At 44.7% G+C, this 20980-nt stretch carries 19 protein-coding genes; 6 read left to right on the forward strand and 13 right to left on the reverse strand.

Going from position 1 to position 20980, the window contains the following annotated elements:
* The first annotated feature begins 32 nt into the window (after nt 1-32).
* Genes ACIZ62_RS15335 through ACIZ62_RS15345 form a run of 3 tightly spaced genes read left to right on the forward strand, consistent with a single transcriptional unit; the run spans nt 33 to nt 3410 of the window.
* On the forward strand, nt 33-1805 hold the full coding sequence (locus ACIZ62_RS15335) for an NAD(P)/FAD-dependent oxidoreductase (protein ID WP_414150539.1): 1773 nt from the start codon (nt 33-35) through the stop codon (nt 1803-1805).
* The gene (locus tag ACIZ62_RS15340; RefSeq protein ID WP_414150540.1) at nt 1802-3049 is read left to right on the forward strand and encodes an NAD(P)/FAD-dependent oxidoreductase; all 1248 of its coding nucleotides are present in this window, start codon (nt 1802-1804) and stop codon (nt 3047-3049) included. The genes ACIZ62_RS15335 and ACIZ62_RS15340 overlap by 4 nt, the downstream gene beginning before the upstream one ends.
* 1 nt (nt 3050) lies before the next feature.
* Complete coding sequence (locus tag ACIZ62_RS15345) at nt 3051-3410, forward strand: DUF1667 domain-containing protein (protein ID WP_414150541.1); 360 nt, start codon at nt 3051-3053, stop codon at nt 3408-3410.
* A gap of 9 nt (nt 3411-3419) precedes the next feature.
* On the opposite strand, the gene ACIZ62_RS15350 is transcribed toward ACIZ62_RS15345, so the two are convergent.
* From ACIZ62_RS15350 to ACIZ62_RS15375, 6 genes are all read right to left on the reverse strand, one after another.
* The gene (locus tag ACIZ62_RS15350; RefSeq protein WP_414150542.1) at nt 3420-4583 is read right to left on the reverse strand and encodes an aldo/keto reductase; all 1164 of its coding nucleotides are present in this window, start codon (nt 4581-4583) and stop codon (nt 3420-3422) included.
* A gap of 186 nt (nt 4584-4769) precedes the next feature.
* Nucleotides 4770-5330: a TetR/AcrR family transcriptional regulator gene (locus ACIZ62_RS15355; protein WP_414150543.1), complete on the reverse strand. Its 561-nt coding sequence runs from the start codon at nt 5328-5330 to the stop codon at nt 4770-4772.
* A gap of 134 nt (nt 5331-5464) precedes the next feature.
* Entirely contained in the window at nt 5465-8050 is a 2586-nt protein-coding gene (locus tag ACIZ62_RS15360; protein ID WP_414150544.1) for a LuxR C-terminal-related transcriptional regulator, read from the reverse strand.
* Nucleotides 8051-8304: 254 nt separating this feature from the next.
* A complete protein-coding gene (locus ACIZ62_RS15365; protein WP_111889089.1) occupies nt 8305-9294 on the reverse strand; it encodes an ABC transporter permease in 990 nt (329 codons plus the stop codon).
* Nucleotides 9288-10043, reverse strand: a complete 756-nt coding sequence (locus tag ACIZ62_RS15370; protein WP_414150545.1) for an ABC transporter permease — start codon at nt 10041-10043, stop codon at nt 9288-9290. Before ACIZ62_RS15370 ends, ACIZ62_RS15365 begins: the two co-directional genes overlap by 7 nt.
* 11 nt (nt 10044-10054) lie before the next feature.
* Complete coding sequence (locus ACIZ62_RS15375) at nt 10055-10993, reverse strand: ABC transporter ATP-binding protein (protein ID WP_414150546.1); 939 nt, start codon at nt 10991-10993, stop codon at nt 10055-10057.
* Between the two features lie 579 nt (nt 10994-11572).
* Here ACIZ62_RS15375 and ACIZ62_RS15380 point away from each other — a divergent pair.
* Nucleotides 11573-12004 (forward strand): pyridoxamine 5'-phosphate oxidase family protein, encoded by a 432-nt coding sequence (locus ACIZ62_RS15380; protein ID WP_414150547.1) that lies wholly within the window; start codon nt 11573-11575, stop codon nt 12002-12004.
* On the opposite strand, the gene ACIZ62_RS15385 is transcribed toward ACIZ62_RS15380, so the two are convergent.
* Nucleotides 11999-12328 (reverse strand): hypothetical protein, encoded by a 330-nt coding sequence (locus tag ACIZ62_RS15385; protein WP_414150548.1) that lies wholly within the window; start codon nt 12326-12328, stop codon nt 11999-12001. The genes ACIZ62_RS15380 and ACIZ62_RS15385 overlap by 6 nt on opposite strands.
* A gap of 234 nt (nt 12329-12562) precedes the next feature.
* Here ACIZ62_RS15385 and ACIZ62_RS15390 point away from each other — a divergent pair, with 234 nt between their 5' ends.
* Together ACIZ62_RS15390 and ACIZ62_RS15395 are read left to right on the forward strand one after the other, a co-directional pair.
* On the forward strand, nt 12563-12898 hold the full coding sequence (locus ACIZ62_RS15390) for a PadR family transcriptional regulator (protein ID WP_111889084.1): 336 nt from the start codon (nt 12563-12565) through the stop codon (nt 12896-12898).
* Nucleotides 12891-13562, forward strand: coding sequence for a hypothetical protein (locus tag ACIZ62_RS15395; RefSeq protein ID WP_414150549.1), 672 nt, complete (start codon nt 12891-12893; stop codon nt 13560-13562). The genes ACIZ62_RS15390 and ACIZ62_RS15395 overlap by 8 nt, the downstream gene beginning before the upstream one ends.
* A 220-nt stretch (nt 13563-13782) precedes the next feature.
* On the opposite strand, the gene ACIZ62_RS15400 is transcribed toward ACIZ62_RS15395, so the two are convergent.
* From ACIZ62_RS15400 to lctC, 6 genes are all read right to left on the reverse strand, one after another.
* Nucleotides 13783-14340: a hypothetical protein gene (locus tag ACIZ62_RS15400; RefSeq protein ID WP_111889082.1), complete on the reverse strand. Its 558-nt coding sequence runs from the start codon at nt 14338-14340 to the stop codon at nt 13783-13785.
* Nucleotides 14333-14860 carry a nucleotidyltransferase domain-containing protein gene (locus ACIZ62_RS15405; RefSeq protein ID WP_414150550.1) on the reverse strand — a complete coding sequence of 176 codons (528 nt, stop codon included), beginning with the start codon at nt 14858-14860 and terminating at the stop codon, nt 14333-14335. Before ACIZ62_RS15405 ends, ACIZ62_RS15400 begins: the two co-directional genes overlap by 8 nt.
* Before the next feature lie 519 nt (nt 14861-15379).
* Nucleotides 15380-16651, reverse strand: a complete 1272-nt coding sequence (gene larA, locus ACIZ62_RS15410) for a nickel-dependent lactate racemase (RefSeq protein ID WP_414150551.1) — start codon at nt 16649-16651, stop codon at nt 15380-15382.
* A 121-nt stretch (nt 16652-16772) separates the two neighbouring features.
* A complete protein-coding gene (locus ACIZ62_RS15415; protein ID WP_322519726.1) occupies nt 16773-18314 on the reverse strand; it encodes a lactate permease LctP family transporter in 1542 nt (513 codons plus the stop codon).
* Between the two features lie 7 nt (nt 18315-18321).
* Nucleotides 18322-19722, reverse strand: coding sequence for a lactate dehydrogenase subunit LctD (lctD, locus tag ACIZ62_RS15420; protein ID WP_111889079.1), 1401 nt, complete (start codon nt 19720-19722; stop codon nt 18322-18324).
* Between the two features lies 1 nt (nt 19723).
* Nucleotides 19724-20980: a lactate dehydrogenase subunit LctC gene (lctC, locus tag ACIZ62_RS15425; RefSeq protein WP_111889078.1), complete on the reverse strand. Its 1257-nt coding sequence runs from the start codon at nt 20978-20980 to the stop codon at nt 19724-19726.

Consider the following 20980-nt stretch of genomic DNA (forward strand, 5'->3'; position numbering starts at 1 on the left):
AACCAACCATGTTAAGCAAAGGAGTCACAAAAATGCGCCATTTTAATAAAATCTGCAAGCAGATTAGAGCTCTCTCCCCCCGGATCACAGTTTCCGAAGAACGGGGCTGTATTGTGCTAAGAGGGGTCGTTGATGACTGGGACACTGTCGTCAAGGCTGGTCAGCTGGCCGTGGATAAAAAAAACTATTTGGGTGTTATCAATGACATCCGTCTGAACGGATTTGAACAAAATAAACCGCTTCCCGCAGTTCAGGATCAAAGTTTAAATGGCGAAAAGCCGGATGTGCTGATCATTGGAGGCGGAATCGTGGGCTGCGCCATCGCCCGGGAACTATCCCGCTACCAGCTGGATATATTACTGGTAGAGAGAAAAGCCGATGTCGCCCTCGGTGCCACCGGAGCCAACGGCGGCGTTGTTCATGTAGGTGTCAATTTTTCTAAAAAATCTCAGAAGCACCGCTATAATCTCCGCGGAAACCAGATCTATCCAGCGCTTTCTAAGCAACTGTCGGTGCCCTTTGAGCAAAAGGGTCAGGTCATGCTTTGCGTGAAAAACTGGGAACGTATATTAGTCTGGATTCTTAAATTAAAGGCAAAGGCCATGGGAATTTCCGGGGTGACCTATTTAAAACGGGATGCCCTTCGGCAGCATGAACCCCACCTGCCGGACTTTGTGATCGGCGGAATGTACATGCCCACTGGCGGTATTACCAGTCCTTATGAAATGACCATTGCTCTGGCTGAAAATGCCGTTGCCAACAAAGCCCGAATCAGCCTGAATACCCAGGTTACCAGTATGGAAACAAGCAATCGTCAGATTATCCATGTGGATACCAACAAGGGCCGCCTTTATCCGCAGATCGTTATCAATGCGGCTGGCGTCTATGCCGATGAAATTGCTGAGATGGGCGGTGACCGTACCTTTACCATCCATCCCCGCCGTGGAACTGACATCATTACCGACAAGAAATCCGGCTATATGGTTCGGTCCAGCATGGGCATCTCCCCGTTTGCGATCCTGCCGCACCAGCTCTCTGCCTTACCCAAAAATCCCATTAAGCGGATGATTAACGGGTTTACCGGTAAAAGCCATACCAAAGGGGTTGGACTGATTCACTCAATCCATGGCAATATGTTAATTGGCCCCAATGCCATTGAAACCCCCGACCGGGAAGATACCGCAACCCATGGTAATGAGGTTAACAGCATTCTGGAGATGCAAAAGCAAATTGCCACGGAGCTTAAATCCAGTGATGTGATCGCCTACTTTACCGGAGTTCGGGCGGCCACCTATGAAGAAGACTTTGTCGTGCGCAAAGGCCTCTTTACCGACAACATCATTCATGCCGGCGGGATTCAATCCCCCGGTGTCACCGCGGCCCCTGCCATCGCTAAGGAGATTGCCGGTTGGTGTATCCAGATGCTTGGTCAGTCGATGAAGGTGGTGGTGAATCCGGATTTTAATCCGCTTCGGATTGCTCCTCCACGGCTTAATACCCTGGAGGATTCAACGCGAAATGCCTTAATTCGTGAAAACCCCGACTATGGGATGATCGTATGTCGCTGCGAAGAGATCAGCAAAGGCGAAATCATCGATGCCCTTAACAGCAGTCTGACGGTACCGACGCTGGACGGCATCAAACGACGGTTGCGCCCTGGAATGGGGCGTTGCCAGGGTGGCTTCTGTGGTCCCCTGGTCGCCCGCATCATTGCCGATCATTTTGATATCCCGCTATCCGCTGTAAAAAAAAGCAGCGAAAATTCTGTGATCCTCTATCATCAAACGAAAGGAGCACCCCAATGAAACAGACTGATGTGATCGTCATCGGCGGCGGACCAGCAGGTCTTTCCGCCGCTTTAGCCGCCCATCGAGCCGGTGCCCAAACCCTACTCATTGAACGTGAACCCCGTCTGGGTGGGATTCTCAAACAATGTATTCATGATGGCTTCGGTCTGGTCCGTTTTTCTGAAGCATTAACCGGCCCGGAATATGCCGACCGCGATATTAAAAGCTTTACAGAAGCTGGAATCGAAGCCCTGACCACCACCTTTGTGAGCCGCATTAAAAAAACAGCTGATGGCTTTACGCTAACGGCGGTCAATGAAACCGGCGTGATCACCATCGCGGCCCGATCTCTGGTGCTTGCTACCGGCTGCCGGGAACGCACCGCCCGGCAGGTCTTCATTCACGGCACCCGCCCGGCCGGGATATTCACGGCCGGAACGGCCCAGCATTACATTAATCTTTTAGGCCAGATGCCGACCAAAAAATGTGTAATCCTGGGCAGCGGCGATATCGGCTTAATTATGGCCCGTCGTTTGACCCTGGAAGGCGCCACCGTATTAGGGGTTTACGAAGCCAAACCGACGCCTTCGGGACTAACCCGAAACATTTATCAGTGCCTCCATGATTTTGATATTCCCCTGCATCTTTCTAAAACCGTTACCCGGGTTTATGGTGAAGAACGGTTGACCGCTGTTGAAGTCTGCGCCGTCGACGAAAACATGCAACCAATCAGCGGCACCCGTGAAAAAATTGCCTGCGATAGCCTGATTCTTTCTGTTGGTCTGATTCCCGAAAATGAGTTGGCCGAGAGTCTGGGGGTTGCGCTGGACCCGCGCACCAAGGGGCCCATTTGCAACGCCGCCCTGATGACCTCGGTTGATGGTGTCTTTTCCTGCGGCAATGCCCTTCACGTCAATGATCTGGTCGACTTTGTCTCCGAGAGCGGTGACCTGGCCGGAACATTCGCAGCTAACTATCGCCCCAAACAGCGTTCTGAAATTGCCCTGAAGACAGATACCAATTTTGCTTACCTGGTGCCCCAACGACTGGATCTAAACGATGATCTGAAAACCATTGTCTTTTTCCGAAGTCAACAGATTTTAAAAAAATGTGTTGTCATTGTCAAAGTCGATGAACAAGAAGTCTTTAGAAAAAGCTATTCCCATTTGCGGCCGCCGGAAATGGAACGCCTGGAAGTCGACTTTTCCAATTTTAACCTTACTTCAAACACAATCCTATCTTTTGAAATGGAGGTAAATTAACATGAAAGAGTTGATCTGTTTTCTTTGCCCCAATGGCTGTACCTTGACAATCACCCAGGAGCAATCTGAATTTAGTGTCACTGGTCAAAAATGCAAACGGGGCCAGGAATTTGCCATTAACGAAGCAACCAACCCCACCCGAACCTTATGCACAACGGTGAAGACCAACTTTACCGAAATGCCGGTGCTGCCAGTGCGAAGTGCCCGAGCTATTCCCAAAAACCATATTTTTGATGTCATGGCGGCCATTAATCAGGTGGTGGTAACAGAAGTTCTTTGTTGCGGTGCACCCGTGATTACCAATGTTTTAGACCTGGGGATTGATATCATCGCAACCGCCTCCATGGAAGCTACTCGGTAAGGCGGTGGTCTAAAGTCGCATAAAGCGCTTAATCAAAAATCGGGTTGGCTTATAATAAAAACCTTCCATCGCTTTGGTGACGGTCGTTAATTCGTCTCTGATTTTTATATTCTGGGGGCAATGACTCTCGCATTTGCCACATTTCGTACAGCGGGAAGCATTACTCGTCTGGCTTTTTACACTGGTTTGCATAATATATTTGCTAAGTGCCGCTGTTTTGCCTTCAATCTCACGGTCATTATAGGTTGAAAAACAGGTCGGGATGTCAACCCCCATAGGACATGGCATACAATAATTGCAGCCGGTACAGGAGATTTTAATCTTTTGATTTAAGATGTCAGTAACCTGGTTAAACAAATCAAAGTCGGCCTCGGTAAAGGCGTTCGCTTCTGCCTGAGAAGCCACGTTGATATTTTCTTCAACCATTGCCTGAGAATTCATTCCCGATAAAACCACCGTGACTTCCGGGTGATTCCAGATCCAGCGAAAGGCCCACTCCGCCGGTGATCGCTTCACATCAGCCTTGTCCCAAACCTTATAAACCTCCTTGGGCAGATTAGTGACCAGTTTCCCGCCTCTTAAAGGTTTCATAATCATCACCGGCAGCCCTTTGGCCGCCGCATATTTAAGCCCTTCTTTGCCTGCTTGCCTGTTTTCGTCAAGGAAGTTAAACTGGATCATGCAGAATTCCCAGTCGTAGATATCGATCAGCTTTTTGAATTCGTCCCGGCCGCCGTGGTATGAAAAGCCAATATTAATAATCTGACCCGCCTGTTTCTTTTCCTCAATCCATTTAAGGATGCCCAGATTAACCAGTCGTGTCCAGATATTAACATCCGTCAGCATATGCAAAAAATAATAATCGATATGATTGGTTTGCAAGCGCTCCAGTTCGGTCTCAAAAAGCTTATCCAAATCTTCATATTTTTTTACTAAGTATGGGGGCATTTTGGTTGCAATCTTCACCCGATCACGATAGCCCTTTGCCAGCACCCGTCCCAATATTGCTTCGCTTTTGGGATAAATATAAGCGGTATCAAAATAATTGACCCCGTGCTCAATGGCATAAATAATCTGCCTTTCCACTTCTTGTTCATCTTTGGCAAAGCGCATACAGCCAAATCCCAGGGCTGAAAGCTTGTCGCCATTTTTAGGGTTGATCCGATATTTCATTTTCGTAGCTCCTTCATTCATTTTATTTATAATTAAATAATTTGTGATCGTTTTATTTGTGATCATTTTATTGTGTTCGTCGCTAATCATTGCTCTCTTAATCTCAGTGATTTTTGTTTGATTCACTCTTTACAATGCTGAAATCACCAGGAAAAATGACTGATTAGTCATTCATTCTTAAAAAAATTACTTTTTAATACTATCCCACAAAAAATTAAACGAGGCTTCTAAAAACTCGTCTTCGGCCACCAAATTGGGATTATTAATAAAATAATAGCTGTTCGCATTGAGAATCCCCATCAGCAGATTGCTCATGTATTCCAGATTGACATTTTTAATAATTTCCTGCTCAATCCCTTCAGAAACCAACGCTATAATGTTATTGAACTTACTTAATCCTTCTTTTCGGGTAGTTTCGCCGATGCAGGAAGCATTGCAGAACTGCTGAAAAAACAGGAACTCATCGGTATGATCAAGGCTCCAACCGATGTAATTTATATAAATCCGTTTAAGCTTGCTTCGATAGGTGGTCTCCTGATCAAGCCCATAGGATAAGCGTCGGTTCAAGGATTCTTTGCAGGTTAAATAAAGAAAATTAATCAGTTCTTCCTTGCTTTTAAAATAATTAAACAATGTTCCCGTGGCGACTCCTGCCTCTTTGGTAATTCGTGCCGTGGGGGTATTATCGAAGCCATATTGGTTGAAAAGTTTTAATGCGGCTTTTAATATTCTTTCCCGTTTATCCATTTTTGCCTCCTGAGCTTGCTGATGCGATTATACAATAAAATGACTAACTAGTCAATGGGTGTTTTTAATCTCTGATATTTGGGCTTTATTGATGTCTGCTTTCTAAAACTACGAATTTTTATCAATTCGCAGTTTTAAATCGCTTTTGATTTATTCACTGCCGCCACCCGGTTATTGACCTCCAGCTTGCCGTAAATATTATTGATATGAGTTTTAACAGTGGCCAGTGATACACACAGTTTTTCTGCAATCTGTAAATTGGTACAACCCTCTGCCAGTTCCGCCAGCACTTCTTTTTCCCGCTCAGTCAATGCGTCGATCTGCTTTTTTGCTGGGCCTTTCGTTTTTTCTGAAAGGCCGCACTTGGGATCAGCTGCCAGCACCCTGACGATAAAACTGTAAGCTTCTTTAGAGAACTCATCCTTAAATACTGTCTGCCCTTCCTTAAAAACAGCCATCACCGATTGGTATTCAAACCAGAAAGGATTAGCGATGCAGTTTTCGGTGGCATAGGAGACCGCCTCAATAAAGAGATTCTGGATAACCCGCTGATCGCCATTGGTCGTAACCAGTAGTCGCAGTTTTAGTAAATCTCCCTCCACAATTTTTAGCTTATTCTGCATTTTTCGGGCTTTAGCGATCAGGTTTTCAACCAACCAAAACGCCTGTTCCCGCTTCCCCTGTTCAAACAAAATACTGATATAAAGCAGCTCACAGTCCATGTTCTCCACGAAATCCTTGGAGTTTTCATAGATTTCGACAAACTTTCGGGCCAGTTCCGGATGCTGCCCCCGATAGATGGGATAGCGCAATAAGCGGGCTGAAAAATAACTGTTTTCAAAGGCTTCCTGACCAATGACTGACAGTAGCAACTTTTCGGTCTTATTATCTTCTCCAATGATATAATAATATTCGGCCAGCGTATACTGATAGGCTCGGAGGATGTTGGTCGGCAGAATAGCCATCATTTTTCGGGTGTTTTCCAGCATTTCAAAGGCCTGTTCCAGAGCCAACTGACGGATATAAACCCCGGCAATGCCAATATAGTAAGAACAGCACAAGGATTTTACCTGGCCGATCATTTTTTCAACTTCCCGATAAAGCTCCTGACAGCGATTAAACTCTCCCAGGTCTTCATAGATCTGTGCCTTTTCCGTACGCACAAAAAAACCGATATAGATGTTGCCGGTTTTCTGATAAACTTCTTCGGCCACCTCCAGGTAGACAATGGCCTCGTGAAACTGGGAATTGGCATACAGAAAATAAGCCTCTTTAATCAGCAGAAAAGCAATCGTAATCGGATTAAGCGGCAGCTTCCGGATCTCTTCCAGGGACAAAATTTCAGCGGCACGAAAATCCCACTCACTGCTGTAAAAGAGATTGGATCGCCGGAAGGCCGCAAAAGACTTCTCGGTTTTCAGATTTGTTTTAATAAAAGTGTAAATCTCTTTGCAGGCTTCTTCGTCCACACTGGCATAATAATAGAAAAAATACTGATAGGCAAAATCCGGATTTTTGCCAATTTCCGCCATCGGCACCTTCATCAGATAAGAGAAAGTCAAGGCGGTCTGCGGCATTTTGAGAATCAAAGCCATGATCTTTTCATAGGCTTTGATTTCAAACAGATGATGGAGGCATTCTTCATGATCCCCGAGATTTTCATAAATAGTTGCGGCCAATTGATGGAGTTCGTACTTAGTGGCCTCCGCCTGTTTTTCAAACAAGCTTTTCAGGTATTCCGCCAGAATGGCGTGATAACGGTAGATCCCGGCAACTTCGTCAATATTGATAACAAAAAGATTTTTCCCCAGGATGGCTTCCATCATCGGGATAAATGGGGTTTGCGGCAGGTACAGTTTGCAGATGTTGCCATTGAAATAGCGGAGTATCGCGGTTTTGACAAGAAATTGTTGTTGATCTTCAGACAAATAACCAAAAATCTCTTTGGTTATATAATCATTTAAAACCCGATCCGACAGTTTCATACTCCCGATGGTGGGAAAGCTTCCATATTTTTCAGAAATGGCCAGCAACTGCAGGCCGCCGATCCACCCTTCGGACAGTTGAATCATTGCAGAAATCGTATCTTCATCTTTTTTAAGTTGCAAGGTCTCCACCAGAAAGTCCCGACTTTCTTTTTCAGTGAGACGGATATCGTCCTCTTCGATCAACAACAGTTTGTTCTCAATCGCCAGTTGGCCCAGATAAAGGGGTGGCATTTCTCGGGTCAGCAACACCAGATTCAGCTGACCCGGCATATTTTCAATGAAATAGTCAATGGTAGATACTAAAAAATGATCCGCCACGACTTGAAACTCATCCAGCACCAGCACAATTTCTTCATCGGTCTTCAAGCGACTCAGAAAATATGGGATTATCTGATAAAGCATCTCCTTTTGCATATTGCTGTCAAGGAGATTCTGGCAATCGGTTTGTTCATCCATCAAGTCGCTGAGAGCATTAATCAGATAATTCCAGAACACAAAGACCTGATTGGCATGTTCATCCAACGTGACCCACTTCAGGTTTTTAATTTCCCGTTCAATAGCAAAGCTTGACAACAGGGTGGTTTTCCCGCAGCCAGCTCCGGCTTTGACAATGGCCACCTGGTAATCGGACAACTGTTCGAGTTGCCTGAACAACTGAGCTCTGATCAGATAATTCTTTCGTGGTGCCGGCATTTTATGTTTGATGGAACTAAACGGCTGGGCATAATCCAATGGGTTTCACCTCCATGGTGTCATTAGCTTGCTAGTGCAAAAGCATTTTTTACTTTCCATATAATCGCGCAATTTATCACTTGCTCTATGTTTGATTAAAGAATTTTGCAAATTGAACTGGAAATTGTGCACTGTGCGGACGAGGGTCTGACCCCTTGGTCGTTAATAATCGCCCCTACATAAATGTTAATTCAACTTATATATCATTTTACTTTTTAATAACCCCACCGTCAAGACCGCTTCAGAGCTACCGATTAACTGTAACGATAATCTTTGCGGGTGTTGACTATGGCAATGGCCAGAAAGACTCCCGATAAAACCACCACATAAACCAGTTGGTAATAGGTGCTCTGACTGAGGTCGCTTTTTTCCAGCGCATTGACAAAATTGATAAAGTCTTTTTGTGGTAGCAGGTGCAGCAATTTGTCAAACAAGGTGGCCTCTTTTGACAGCGAATAAAAAGAACCGGCCAGGATGGAAGTCAGGATGATGATGGCGGAGCCCAACATGTTGGCGGTATCGGCGACATCAAAGAAGGAATTCAGAAATAGCGCAAAGGCCGTGGAAAGCAATGCCAGAATGCCAATGAGCCCGGCATAAAGTGGCAGTGAAAAACCAATCTCGATCCCGATCAGGGCTGCTGCCCCCAAAACCAGAAAACTGGGTACGGCAATCATGAAAAAGATGAACATCCCCTGCCCGAGGATATAGTGAATAAACGGAATTGGCGACATGGCAATGCGCCTGATAAGATGCTTTTCCTTGTCCTCGGCAAAAAACCGGGCATAGAGCACTCCCTGAATGAGCAGAAACATCATCATAAAACCCAGAATATTGGTTCCGGTCTGTCGGGCCTGACTGGTGTCCGGGACAAAACCAGTCGGGTTCGCAAGCGCTGTTTCAACCATCGTTTTGAAAGCCGGATTTTTGATGGTGGTGATCGCATCGGTGCCATCTGCTGTGATCGTAATGACGGCATCATAGCGACTTTGCACCAATGCTGAAGTCGTCGGTGCCACGTCCAGAACCGTCACATTAAAATAAGGGTTCGCCATCAAGGCCGACTCGTGCTCCGATAATACCTGCTGATTGGGTACCACCAGGGCGATATTACCCTTTGTTTCGATGCGGGTTGTCAGCAGAATCGCGGCTGATATGGCCGCGATCATTAAAATCAACGAGATCACCAGATACATTTTTTCTTCCCAGAGTCGGTTACAATTGTTTTTAAATACTGCTAGCATATGCAATCCTCTTTTCTGAATGTTTTTGCACAAATAGTGAAAACGACAATGGTGGCCACAACCAGCCCCATTACCGTGGGATAGAACCAGGCATAATTGTGATCATAGATCATCGCAAAACTGGTATTGGCCAACCACTTAGCTGGTGACAGATAAGAAAGACTTCGCACCACCGCTCCGTAGCCATCCATGGGAAATAAAAGCCCTCCCAGAATGGCAAAGATATTGATAACAATACTGAGGATCTGATTTGCTGTGGCTTCGGTTTTAAAAATACAGCAAAACATCACGCCCAGACTCACCGAGAAGAGCTCCGTCAAAACCAAAAGAATTAACAATTGGGGAACGGCATCCACCTGGATCTTAAAAATCGTAAACGTCAATACCGCAACCGCAAGATGACAAAGCAAACAGAATAAAAATGATGAAAAGATCTTGGACAGATAGATCAATCGTTCATTTCCCGGAGCGTAAATAATCCGCATGTTGGGTTTGCGGATCGTCACTTCCATAAAGGCATTGGCCGAGGTCATCCCGCTGGAAATAACCGTATAGATCATCAGGGTAATACCATAGTAATCAAAGGCACTGACCGCCCCGCCGTAGCTATCTTTTTGCAGGAAGCCCAGCACGACAATCAGTAAAAATGGAAAGACCAGATTGTAAAAAAGCCACATCGGATTTTTAAACAGGTTTTTGAAATCTTCCCGGCTGATTAAATAAAGGTTTCTTAAATTGATCGCAGTCATTATTTTACCCCCTAATCTCTTAGACTTTTTCCGGTTAAACGGAGAAAGACATTTTCCAGACTGGCGGTTCGGCAGAACAGATTGCGGATTTTTGTTTTGCTGGTGATTACCAGCGCAATGATCTTATCCAGGTTCTCAATGTTCTTCAGGGTCGTAATGGTCAGCGTTTGAGCCTGTTTTTCGACTCTCTTGATGCCTTCAATTTTATAGAATTCATCCACATTCAAGTCATGATCTTCTTCAATTTCCATAATAAACTGCCGTTCATCAAAGATATCCTCTTTCAGACTTTCCTTGGTGCCTTCGGCAATGATCGTGCCACTGTCCATAATCAGAATTCGGGTGGAGATTTCTTCGACCTCTTCCATATAATGGGTAGTATAGAGAATGGTCATCCCATGCTGACTCAACTTTTTGATGGAACCAAGGATATGATTCCGGGACTGGGGATCAATTCCTACTGTCGGCTCGTCCATGATCAACAGCTCCGGCTCATGGGCGATGGCACAGGCAATATTCAGCCGCCGTTTCATCCCGCCGGAAAAAGTTTTGGCCTTGTCTTTTCGGCTTTCCAACAGACCCGAAAAATCCAACGCTTTAGTGACCTTTTCGTCAAGCTCACGACCTTTTAAGCCATAAAGGGATGCAAAAAAGCGAACATTCTGCTCGGCACTGAGATCCTCATAAATAGCCAGATCCTGGGGCACGACCCCGAGATTTCGCTTGAATTGGTTCAGACAACCGCTAATGTTTTTCCCCTGGTAGCACATCTCGCCACCATCATGGCCCAAAATACCGCATAGTATGTTGATGATTGTGCTTTTCCCGGCCCCATTGGGCCCCAGCAGACACAGAATCTCCCCCTTTTGGACTTCAAATGATATTTCCTTGACAACCTGCTTTTGATTATAGCTTTTTTTTAGTTTATTTACGGATACAATCGCGTTCATTTCTTTTTTTCCTTTCCTGTCATGTTATTGTCTTTATTCTATCGGAAAACAAAAAAAAGAAAATCAACCGAAAGGTTGATTCTCAGGGTTGATTTGCGGGGTTTAGTTTCTATTCCTCAGTGTGATCCTGAGTGACACTTTTGAAGTCGTTAATATAGTGTTTCACTTTCCCTCACCTTTAAAATAGTATGAAAAAGCTGTATTTCCGTGAGTTCAGTCCGTTTTGGCAAGAATTAATCTGTGAGTCGACACCATTACCAAACGGATGATTAACTGCCCTCAGACTGTTAAAACAAGCTTTCGGGCACCAACGTCAATCATCAGGTGTTGTTCTCCATGAGAAAGCAGATAAAAATTGGAAACCGCCATCTCCTAGTGCACCGTGAACGAGAAAATAATAGCATTTTCGTATTAACCTTATAAATAACAGAATTCGACAGAAAAATGCGTCCGATATCTGATATAATAAGATATAAGGTTGAGTTTCCCAAACATTTTAATCAACTAGTTGAAATTTGTTTAATCAGTTAAAAGGAAGGATTACCGGTTACTTCCTTCGAGCTGAAGAAAGGCGCTAAAATGTTAGCAAAACTAAAAAGTATTCTCCACGAAAACTCTCTTTGTGTTTTATGTACTGAAGCAGATGGAAAACCCTATTGCTCATTGATGACCTATCTCCTGATGGAGGATCTCAGTGTTCTTTATCTAGTTTCCACCCGGGAATCCCGGAAGTATCAGAATCTTCTAACTAATCCCCGGGTTAGTGTCTTGGTTGATACCCGTCAGAAACTCGGCACTTCCGCTGCAGAAAAGATCATCTCGATTACTTTTGAAGGATTATTCCAACCCCTGGCAAATTCTGAAGCCCAAAATATCAAGGCGAATTTAGTCAAGGATCATGGGGAACTAACAGAAATTTTCAATCATCCAGACGCTGTTGTCTTTGCTATAAAATTAAAGTCATTTTTACTTTTAGATGGACCAGTCGATTCCTACAAGGGGAGTTTATAAGACCTTTTTAGTTTTTTTACCTCGATCTTTAGTATACATTACTAAAGTAATCCCATTTAATAAAATCGTTACCACAAGTAGCACTCCGGCTACAAAATTTACAGCGCCAGTGGTATCCATTAACGCCGACCAATCCTCAATCTTAACCAAATAATGATTGTAAATCACCTGAAAATAAATCGCAATCCCACAAGCACTAAGACTCAAAATAGAGCGCATCGGCCAACTATTTTGAGTCTTATTTCTATATTTCAATAGGTTAATAATCGGCAGAACCCAAGCCACCAACCCTAATACCAGACTACCTATATTGAATAAACCCATTAATACGACACCTCCGTCTTTGATGCTACAACTTCATTATTGTCATTATACTTCATTTTCCAATGATTTTATAAATATTTTTCACAGCCGAGTAGAAATTTTACTCTCCAGCTGCTATCTATCGAACATCTCATTTTCAAACTGCATTCTTTCTTGACAATTCAGCTATTATGCATTACCATGTAGATAGTAACTTGTAATACATAATAGCATCGAAAGGGGGGGGGAACCGGTATGATCCCATCGCAAATGCTTAAGGGTACCCTAGAGGGTTGCATTCTCAAAGTGATCAGTTATCAAGAAACTTATGGCTACGAGATTTCTCAAGCCCTCCAAGAATATGGCTTTCAGGACATTTCTGAAGGAACGATCTATCCCCTGTTGTTAAGATTGGAAAAGAACGGACTGGTAACAACCCAATACCGGGCATCTTCTCTGGGACCAAAGCGAAAGTATTTTCAAATTTCTTCTGAAGGAGAAATTGCCCTGACATCTTTTTTTGCAAATTGGAAAGAGCTGGAAAATGCGGTTAATCAGCTTTTTCAAAATGGAGGACAAAAACATGAATAAACGCACACACGAACTGAATCGTATTAACAATGACTTGGATAAACTGCTTGATCCCGAAAACGAACCCGCCATGACGGATATTGTCTGCTATCTGCGTGGTGCCAGTATCTCTTTATATAATCAGGAAATCATTCGACAGGATCTACTCGAAATGGTCTTATCCGCACAGGAACGAGGCGAAAATATTCAAACTGTCATCGGAACGGATTACAAAACCTTCTGCGATGAGATCATCGCCAGTTTTCCTCCAAAAAGCAACAAGGAAAAAGTGATCGATTTTTTTGACACTGTTTTCCTTAGTCTTTCCATTTTTTGTGCCATCAATATTATAATGGCAAACGAAACCCTTGTTTTGATCCACAATCTCATCGTTGGCGAACCGCTCAATTTTAACATCTCCATTACGTCTGGTTTAATCGTTTCGTTGCTGATTGCTTTAGTTGCAGCCTTCGCAATTGTAAACTTTATTATGAAAAATTCTTTCACCATCGGAAACCTTTTTCACAATAATCGGCCGACTGTTTTACTCGTTTTGGGATCTTTCCCAGTATTCCTGATAATTGCGTGGTTCGGACGAAACACCGTTTTTACTGTCAATATCTTTATTGCCTTACTCTTTTCACTCGGTCTCTATTTAGCCCATTGCGTTTTGTCCCGTCTCTGATAGTCATCGCCAAAAATACTGGTAGTCCTGACATTTATGGATCCCTTCGATGACAAGTATTTCATCGGAACCAACTTACAGTTGCCTTGTTCGGGCGAAACGACGGCCGATTTTGAATCAGATGCGTTTCTCGCATAGCCATACCTTTTTTCGCTTTAATTAATACTATATTATTGCGTATCTTCATATCAGAAATTGGTTTGAGTGTTTTCTTGCTTGTTTATATCCTCGCCAAGGCGTACTTGCTCATTTCATGGTTAAGCAACTTCATAATCGTCAACTCGTCGATCGCATCCGTTAAAGCGTTGTGCAACTCGCAGTATTCTGACTTCGCACTTAACATCCGGTATACGCTCTCCACGCCGTAGCCGCGCTTCAATCTGCCGGTGCCATAGCATTCGGCACAATCAGGAATGCTGGGATTGTGTTGTCGATATGCCGCCACCTTCATAATGTCATACCAGGCAAGATGTTTTAATTCTGGCAGATGACGATGGTCAAACGTGGCATTGTAAGCAAACATCGCCGTGGCTTGATGATCTGAAAGAAAATACCGCAATTCGGCCATTGCCTTTTCCCGTGAACACTCAAGGTCAGGTTTGATGCCGTTGGCATACAGTGCGTATGTGTACATCCCGCCGTGATCTTTAAACGGTGTGAGGATGTAATATCGTTTGTCGACCAACTCAAAGGTTACAGTATCGGCGATAACAATCCCAACCGACATAACTGCATCACCCCAAGTCGTCTCTGTATCAATGACAGCGAATTTACTCATTGTTTTCTCCTTTTTTTGCAATGCTCGCACTACTTTCCGTCAGCTCAAGGTTTTTCATATCAATTCGGTCAACTTCTCTAAACTCATATCCACTATGAAATAATTTCTGGGCTTCGGCAGTTATACATGGAATTACCCGGCCTTCAAATAATGCCGTCGAGAACCATTGTGCTTCTAGCTGATACCAACCACCTTGCGGATCAGCTTGCCTCGCACTGCCATCTTCATTTATTATTAAAGGATGGATATCTAAATATCCCAATTTTGGATGATGCAACTCTATCCGTGATGGGCGCCAATCTGTTGTGATCGCAAAACCCTTTCTTTTTAATGCATCAAGTAAGACTTCCGTAAATTCGGCATCAAAATCGACATCGATATCGCGATGCTCTCTATTTTCCTGGCCGATTAAAATATCTACGCCCCACCCGCCTTCTATCCAGTATCTCATTTTTAAACTGCCCAGTAAATTCAAAACTTCGATCAGGTCTTCTTTCGTTACACTTTCTTTTTTATTCATAATTGCTCCCATTCAAATTAACAATATGTCCTAATTGAGGTCCACCAGTTTCATGAAGAAGAAGTTATTGGTGGCGAAGCAGTCGACGCCATTGCCAATTAAATTTGACACTATTTTATAATTATACGCCTCAACTACTTAATTGGCTAGCAGAAATCACTTTTTTCGCCACGCTGCTTACGTCTATCCACTTTATTATTTCCCATGATAAAAGCTAAAAGCACACCCAACAGGATATGCTCTTAAAGTTGTTCTCATGCTCAAAACTATTATACAGCTTTTGCAAATCATCTACAGCACCAACAAGATCCGCGGCCATTTCTCCGAGACCTACAATTGTTCATCTTTCGAATCATAAACATTGATCGTAATCGATAGCTGCATGCCAATCCAATTTATAAGGCCCTGGCATTCTGTAGCAAGATAGTGCATTAATTAGCATATCCAGCTAAAACCCTAAAAAAGATGACACCGAAATGTCATCTTTTTTTTATTATTGTTTTCTTAGTTTGCTTTTCGTTATTCCACAATAACCGCCACCCCATCCGGGATCACTGTAACTGTTGCTTCTTCATTTTTTAAGTAATCTCTGGCCAGCGCCAAAGCCTCATTGACATCCTTAGCCGGAGTCATTTGAAACGCTTTAATCATTGTTTCCGGTGCTGCTGAGATATAAATCACCTTGGCTTTTAATAAAATCCGGGCCAGAATCTGAGCCTCCCACTGATCGGGGATGGTTTCGTCTCGGGGGGTATTGACAAAGCCATTAAGCATCTTCTTAAGGTCTTTCTCATCTCTAAAGGTGTTAAAGAAAGCTTCTCCGCCATGGCCATCGTTGGACTTAGCCAACATGATGATCACCCCGTCTTGCTTGACAGCGGCTTCGGCAGCAGTCATGCCTTTTACCGCCTGATAGATGTTCTGATCCAGAGGATAACCACCGTTGCTGGTGATGACAATATCGCTGGGGGTGGCCTGAACCTTGCAGAGCTTTTCCAGAAACTCCCGGCCCTTGATATGGGCGGCATCACAATCCCCAGCTACGGCATGAATCACTTCTTTTTCAGAATTGATCACCACATTGACGACAAAGGCCAGCTTGGCCGTTCTGGCGGCATAGAGCATATCAATATGGAGAGGGTTTCCCTCAATGACGCCGGTGCGGGCTTTGGGGTGGGCAATAAATTCGCCGCAATGATTGGCCAACACACTGACCCGACTGGCAATTCCCGGCAGCACGCTTTTTCGTCCGCCCGAAAAGCCGGCAAAAAAATGAGGTTCAATAAAACCTTCAGAAACCAGCAGATCGGCTTCGGCGGCCAACTTGTTGATAATCAGCTCGCCACCGGAAGGCAGCGTGCCAATTTTTACCAGGCTGCTTTCATCGCCTGAATCATGGACCACAATCTTCTCTGTATCAACGATCGTCTCGCCAAATTTACCCACCAGTTCTTCACGAGTGGTCAGCCGATGAAACCCGGTGGCAATCAAAATGGTAATCTCGGCCTCGGGATTTCCTTTACGAATTTCACTAAGCATCAGCGGCATAATAATTTTACTGGGTACCGGCCGGGTATGGTCACTGGCAATAATGACAACCTTTTTTTTGTCAATCGACAATTGGCGTAGCTTTTGCGAATCAACGGGATTTTGAATCGCCGCTGCCACCAGCTCGGTTTGGGATTGTTCGGGATGGTAGTCTTCAATTTTGGATACGAGAATGTCGTTGAGACAGGACTTATCCAGCTTTACAATCTGTTTTGCTTTTCCATATGGTAATCCAATTTCCATGGTCTTATCCTTTCTGATTAGGCGAAAGACACTAGAGAGGGTTACTCCCCCTAGTGTCTCAACTTCCAAGTTTGTCAATAAAGACAACTTATACTAACGATCTTTATTAAGTTTCTTACCTTTACCCAAAGGTGCTTAGTAACCCTTCAATTAGTGGGGCGCCGAAATAAACCACCAGTCCGATGATTAAAACGTAGATGGCACAGACCTTCAGGGTTGCCTGAAGAATCTTTCCTTCGCTGCCGATGATGCCGGTAGCCGCAGTCGCGACAGCAATACTCTGAGGCGAGATCATCTTACCCGCGGTGGCACCAGCGGTATTGGCCGCGGCCAACCAGTAAGGACTCATGCCAATGGCGTTGGCGGCCTCGACCTGAAGCCCACCGAAAAGCACATTGGCTGAGGTATCGCTACCGGTAACAAAGGTTCCCAGGGCACCGATGAGTGGGGCAATCAGAGGATAAAAATCGCCGGTAACCAGTACTAGAATCTGGGCAATAACCCCGATCATACCACTGTAACCCATCACCTTGGCCAGAGCCACAATTGACATGATGGTAATTGCCGATTTAAACATTTGTTTAACCGTTTTTCCTAGAATCGTACTGATCTCTCCGAATTTAACACCTTGAATCAGTCCGCCCAAATAGGTGGCAATAATAATCAAGGTTCCCGGGGTGGCCAGCCAGTAGAAGGTCATCGGCTTGCCGTGGGCTCCGGTATAGATCTGAACCGTCGTACTGACTTGTTTTAACAACCCGTTTATCATCGGGAACAGGGATGAACAGAGAATGATAATGGCAAATACCAGAATAAATGGCAGCCAGGCCATGACGGCCGTTTTTACGGGGATTTTTTCTGCATCTTTAGCCGCGGTATCCTTATAAAAGACCTTGGCCATCAAAATCATCACACCCATGCAGATTACCGATCCGACAATCGCCGGCAATTCAGCACCTAAGTACTTGGCCACAAAGATCTGCGGTAAACCAAAAGATAATCCGGCCATTAGGGTAATAAAGAAAACACCTTTTAAAGCTTTCACGCTTTTCCCGGTAATCATAACCAGGATAAAAGGGATAACCACAATCATAACAAAAAGCTGGATCGCGATGGTAAAAGACAAATCGTTTACATTAAGCCCCGTAACTGATGCCAGGGTGCTCACCGGCAAACCGATGGCGCCAAAGGCAGTGGGAGTTGTATTGGCAATCAGACAAATAATGGCGGCGAACACGGGGTTAAAACCCAGGGCCGCTAGAATGCTGGCGGGAATGGCGACGGCGGTGCCAAATCCGGCAATCGCTTCTAAGAAACCACCAAAACCCCAGGCCAGAATTAATACCAGAATCCGCTGGTCTGTAGAAACCGAGCTCATCATTTTTTTAATCGTTTCCATACCACCGGTATGGGTCACCAGGTTATAGGTGAAAACAGCAGCGACTATGACCAGAAAGATTGGCCAGAGGGCCATGGCGGCCCCTTCAAGGGCGCCAGTGAGACTGTCGATAACTGGCATCTGCCAGACAAGAATACTTAAAACAACAGTAATTGCCAGAGCAATGGGACAGGCCTTTTGCCCGGGGATCTTTAAGACCCCCAGGGAAACAATTAGCCAGGCCACCGGGATCAGTGCAACAAAGAATAGTAACAAGTTATCCATGATTCACCTACATCTGACAGACTTTTTTAGGATTCAGCAGATTCTTGGGATCAAAGGTTTGCTTGATCCCGGCCATCAAGGCCAGATGTTCAGTTCCGAAATCATTAAGCAAATATTTTCGTTTGGCATAGCCGATGCCGTGTTCACCAGAAACGAGTCCGCTAAACGTCAGGGCCTTGGCGTACATCCGATCCATCGCTTCTTCGAGTGTAGCTTCCCATTCTTTTTGACCCAGCTTGTCCCGGCATACATAGATATGTAGGTTGCCATCACCGGCATGACCAAAGCTGGGGATCCGAACATCCATTTCCCGAGCCAGATCATGGGTAAATTCAATAAACTCGGCAATCCGGTTTCGGGGTACGACTACGTCGCACTCATCCATTTCGGTGGTGGATGCCTTAATGGCTTCGAGGAAGGCACCCCGTGCCGACCAGACTGATTCTTTACGTTCAGCCGTATCGACAATATAAACATCTTTGGCCCCTTCAGACAAACAGAGGTTAGCGACTACTTCATATTCGGCTTCGACCTGTTCCTTGGTGTTGCCATCAAAGGTTAGTAAAATATAAGCATTACTGCTGGAATCCGGAAATTTTTTCCCCAGGAAATCTTCGGCAAAAAGAATCGTTTGGCGTTCCATAAATTCAATCGCGGTGGGTATTGCCTTGGATTTGATAATCTTGGGGACAATCCCGGCGGCGTCGCTGATATTATCAAAGGGAATCAGCAGGCTTAAGGTCATCTTGGGCAGGGGCAACAATTTAAGGATCGCTTTGGTGATCACACAAAGGGTTCCTTCGGAGCCGACTACCAAATCTTTTAAGCTGTAACCCGAGCTGTTTTTAACAATTTTTCCTCCTAATTCGATGATCTCACCGTTAGACAGCACGACCGTCAGGCCTCTTACATAATCCCGGGTAACACCGTATTTCACGGCCCGCATACCACCGGCGTTGGTGCTGATATTGCCAGCAATGGTGGCGGATTTTTCACCGGGATCGGGAGGATAAAAGAGATCACTTTCTTCTACAAATTTGGACAGTTCCATTAGCAATACCCCGGGTTCAACCGTCACGGTCAGGTTTTCGGTATCCAGCTCGAGAATATTGTTCATTAGCGTGGTTTCAAGCATAATCCCGCCAAACAGCGGTACACATGCCCCGACCAGCCCGGTGCCGGAGCCCCGGACCACCACGGGAATATTATTTTCATAGGAATATTTCATGATTTTTGATACTTCTTCGGTTGAGGTTACCTTGATTAGCACCTCCGGATAGGAATGGATGCTGCCCAGCTCATCATGGCTAAAATCTTCGCCGATTTCATCACCCACAAAGATCCGTTCGGCGGGAATCAGATCCTTTAAAAAAGCAATATGCGCTGCTTCTACTTTTTTATAATTCATTTTAGATAACCATCCTTTCTGGTGTTTCTATGGCTTCAGGCATTGCCAGGGTTTTCCCTGCTTCCATGCTTTCGGGTTCGTCAATCATTTTTAGAAGTTCTGGCAGGACCTCATATAAATCCCCCACCATGCCACAATGGGCAATGTTAAAGATTGGTGCCTTGGGATCGTTATTTATAGCAATGATATATTCCGAATTCTGCATCCCGGCAGCAAACTGAACGGCACCAGAAATACCCAGGGCGATGATCAGTTTGGGTTTAACGGTTCGGCCACTGAGGCCAATCTGCAACCTGGCATCAAACCATCCGGATTCGATTCCGGGACGGGTGCAGGCCACGGTAGCGCCGATTTTTTGTGCAAACTCACGGATCATCTCCAGATCTTTTTCACATTTCACACCCCGACCAACGGCCACAATGGTTTCTGCTTCAGACAGGTCGACACCCTTTTCTTTTTTAATTACTTCCAGTACTTCGATGGCTGAGATCAGTTTGTCTTTTCCTATTTCCATCACTTCAATACTTCCCCATGGTTCTTTGACTAATTCTGGCGCAGTAAATACTTTATAACGAACGGTACAGAACTGCGGTCTGGTGTTTTCAGTAACAATCTGAGCCATGATATTACCACCAAAGGCTGGCCGGATCTGAACCAGATCGGTATTCTCTTTCATTTCTAAAATGGTACAGTCGGCGGTGAGGCCAGTCCAGTAGCGGGCCGCCACGCGTGGCGCTAATGACCGTCCCACGTTAGTGGCACCGACTAAGATAGAAGACGGTTTAACTTTTTCAATAAAGTCTTCCAATACATTAGCATAAGGTTCAATAACAAAATCTTTGAGCTCCGGTTGGTCATAAACAAACACCTTATCGACCCCGTAATTTAATAGTTCATTGGCTTTTTCTTCAATATTAGTGCCCATAAATAGGGCGTACACTGGATGCCCGATAACTGCTGCCAATTCCCGAGCTTTACCAATCAACTCAAAAGTAACCGGATGAATCTTGCCTTCAATGTGATCCACATAGACGGTAATACCGCGGTACAGGCTTTTGTCAATGGCAACTTTTTGATCTTCTTCCAGTACTAGCACGCCGGCTGGTCCGTTTTTTAAACACATCTTGCACATCTTACAAGCGGCGGTAACTTCTAATTTAGCGTTTTCATATGAGAAGGCATCAAAGGGACAAATTTCTGCCAGTGCCTCAAAGGTTTCGCGATCGACATTTTCTTTGATTATTTTAATTCCTGCCAT

It is taken from the genome of Acetobacterium carbinolicum (genome assembly GCF_047456275.1).
Taxonomy (GTDB): Bacteria; Bacillota; Clostridia; order Eubacteriales; family Eubacteriaceae; genus Acetobacterium; species Acetobacterium carbinolicum.

Bases quoted from the DNA above. Each gene is read 5' to 3' on its own strand.
- ACIZ62_RS15350 (WP_414150542.1), bottom strand. From the start codon at position 4,583: ATGAAATATCGGATCAACCCTAAAAATGGCGACAAGCTTTCAGCCCTG.
- ACIZ62_RS15415 (WP_322519726.1), bottom strand. From the start codon at position 18,314: ATGGATAACTTGTTACTATTCTTTGTTGCACTGATCCCGGTGGCCTGG.
- lctC (WP_111889078.1), bottom strand. From the start codon at position 20,980: ATGGCAGGAATTAAAATAATCAAAGAAAATGTCGATCGCGAAACCTTT.
- ACIZ62_RS15380 (WP_414150547.1), top strand. From the start codon at position 11,573: ATGTTAGCAAAACTAAAAAGTATTCTCCACGAAAACTCTCTTTGTGTT.
- ACIZ62_RS15340 (WP_414150540.1), top strand. From the start codon at position 1,802: ATGAAACAGACTGATGTGATCGTCATCGGCGGCGGACCAGCAGGTCTT.
- ACIZ62_RS15355 (WP_414150543.1), bottom strand. From the start codon at position 5,330: ATGGATAAACGGGAAAGAATATTAAAAGCCGCATTAAAACTTTTCAAC.
- ACIZ62_RS15395 (WP_414150549.1), top strand. From the start codon at position 12,891: ATGAATAAACGCACACACGAACTGAATCGTATTAACAATGACTTGGAT.
- ACIZ62_RS15335 (WP_414150539.1), top strand. From the start codon at position 33: ATGCGCCATTTTAATAAAATCTGCAAGCAGATTAGAGCTCTCTCCCCC.
- ACIZ62_RS15345 (WP_414150541.1), top strand. From the start codon at position 3,051: ATGAAAGAGTTGATCTGTTTTCTTTGCCCCAATGGCTGTACCTTGACA.
- ACIZ62_RS15405 (WP_414150550.1), bottom strand. From the start codon at position 14,860: ATGAATAAAAAAGAAAGTGTAACGAAAGAAGACCTGATCGAAGTTTTG.
- ACIZ62_RS15375 (WP_414150546.1), bottom strand. From the start codon at position 10,993: ATGAACGCGATTGTATCCGTAAATAAACTAAAAAAAAGCTATAATCAA.
- lctD (WP_111889079.1), bottom strand. From the start codon at position 19,722: ATGAATTATAAAAAAGTAGAAGCAGCGCATATTGCTTTTTTAAAGGAT.
- ACIZ62_RS15365 (WP_111889089.1), bottom strand. From the start codon at position 9,294: ATGCTAGCAGTATTTAAAAACAATTGTAACCGACTCTGGGAAGAAAAA.
- ACIZ62_RS15370 (WP_414150545.1), bottom strand. From the start codon at position 10,043: ATGACTGCGATCAATTTAAGAAACCTTTATTTAATCAGCCGGGAAGAT.
- ACIZ62_RS15385 (WP_414150548.1), bottom strand. From the start codon at position 12,328: ATGGGTTTATTCAATATAGGTAGTCTGGTATTAGGGTTGGTGGCTTGG.
- ACIZ62_RS15390 (WP_111889084.1), top strand. From the start codon at position 12,563: ATGATCCCATCGCAAATGCTTAAGGGTACCCTAGAGGGTTGCATTCTC.
- ACIZ62_RS15400 (WP_111889082.1), bottom strand. From the start codon at position 14,340: ATGAGTAAATTCGCTGTCATTGATACAGAGACGACTTGGGGTGATGCA.
- larA (WP_414150551.1), bottom strand. From the start codon at position 16,651: ATGGAAATTGGATTACCATATGGAAAAGCAAAACAGATTGTAAAGCTG.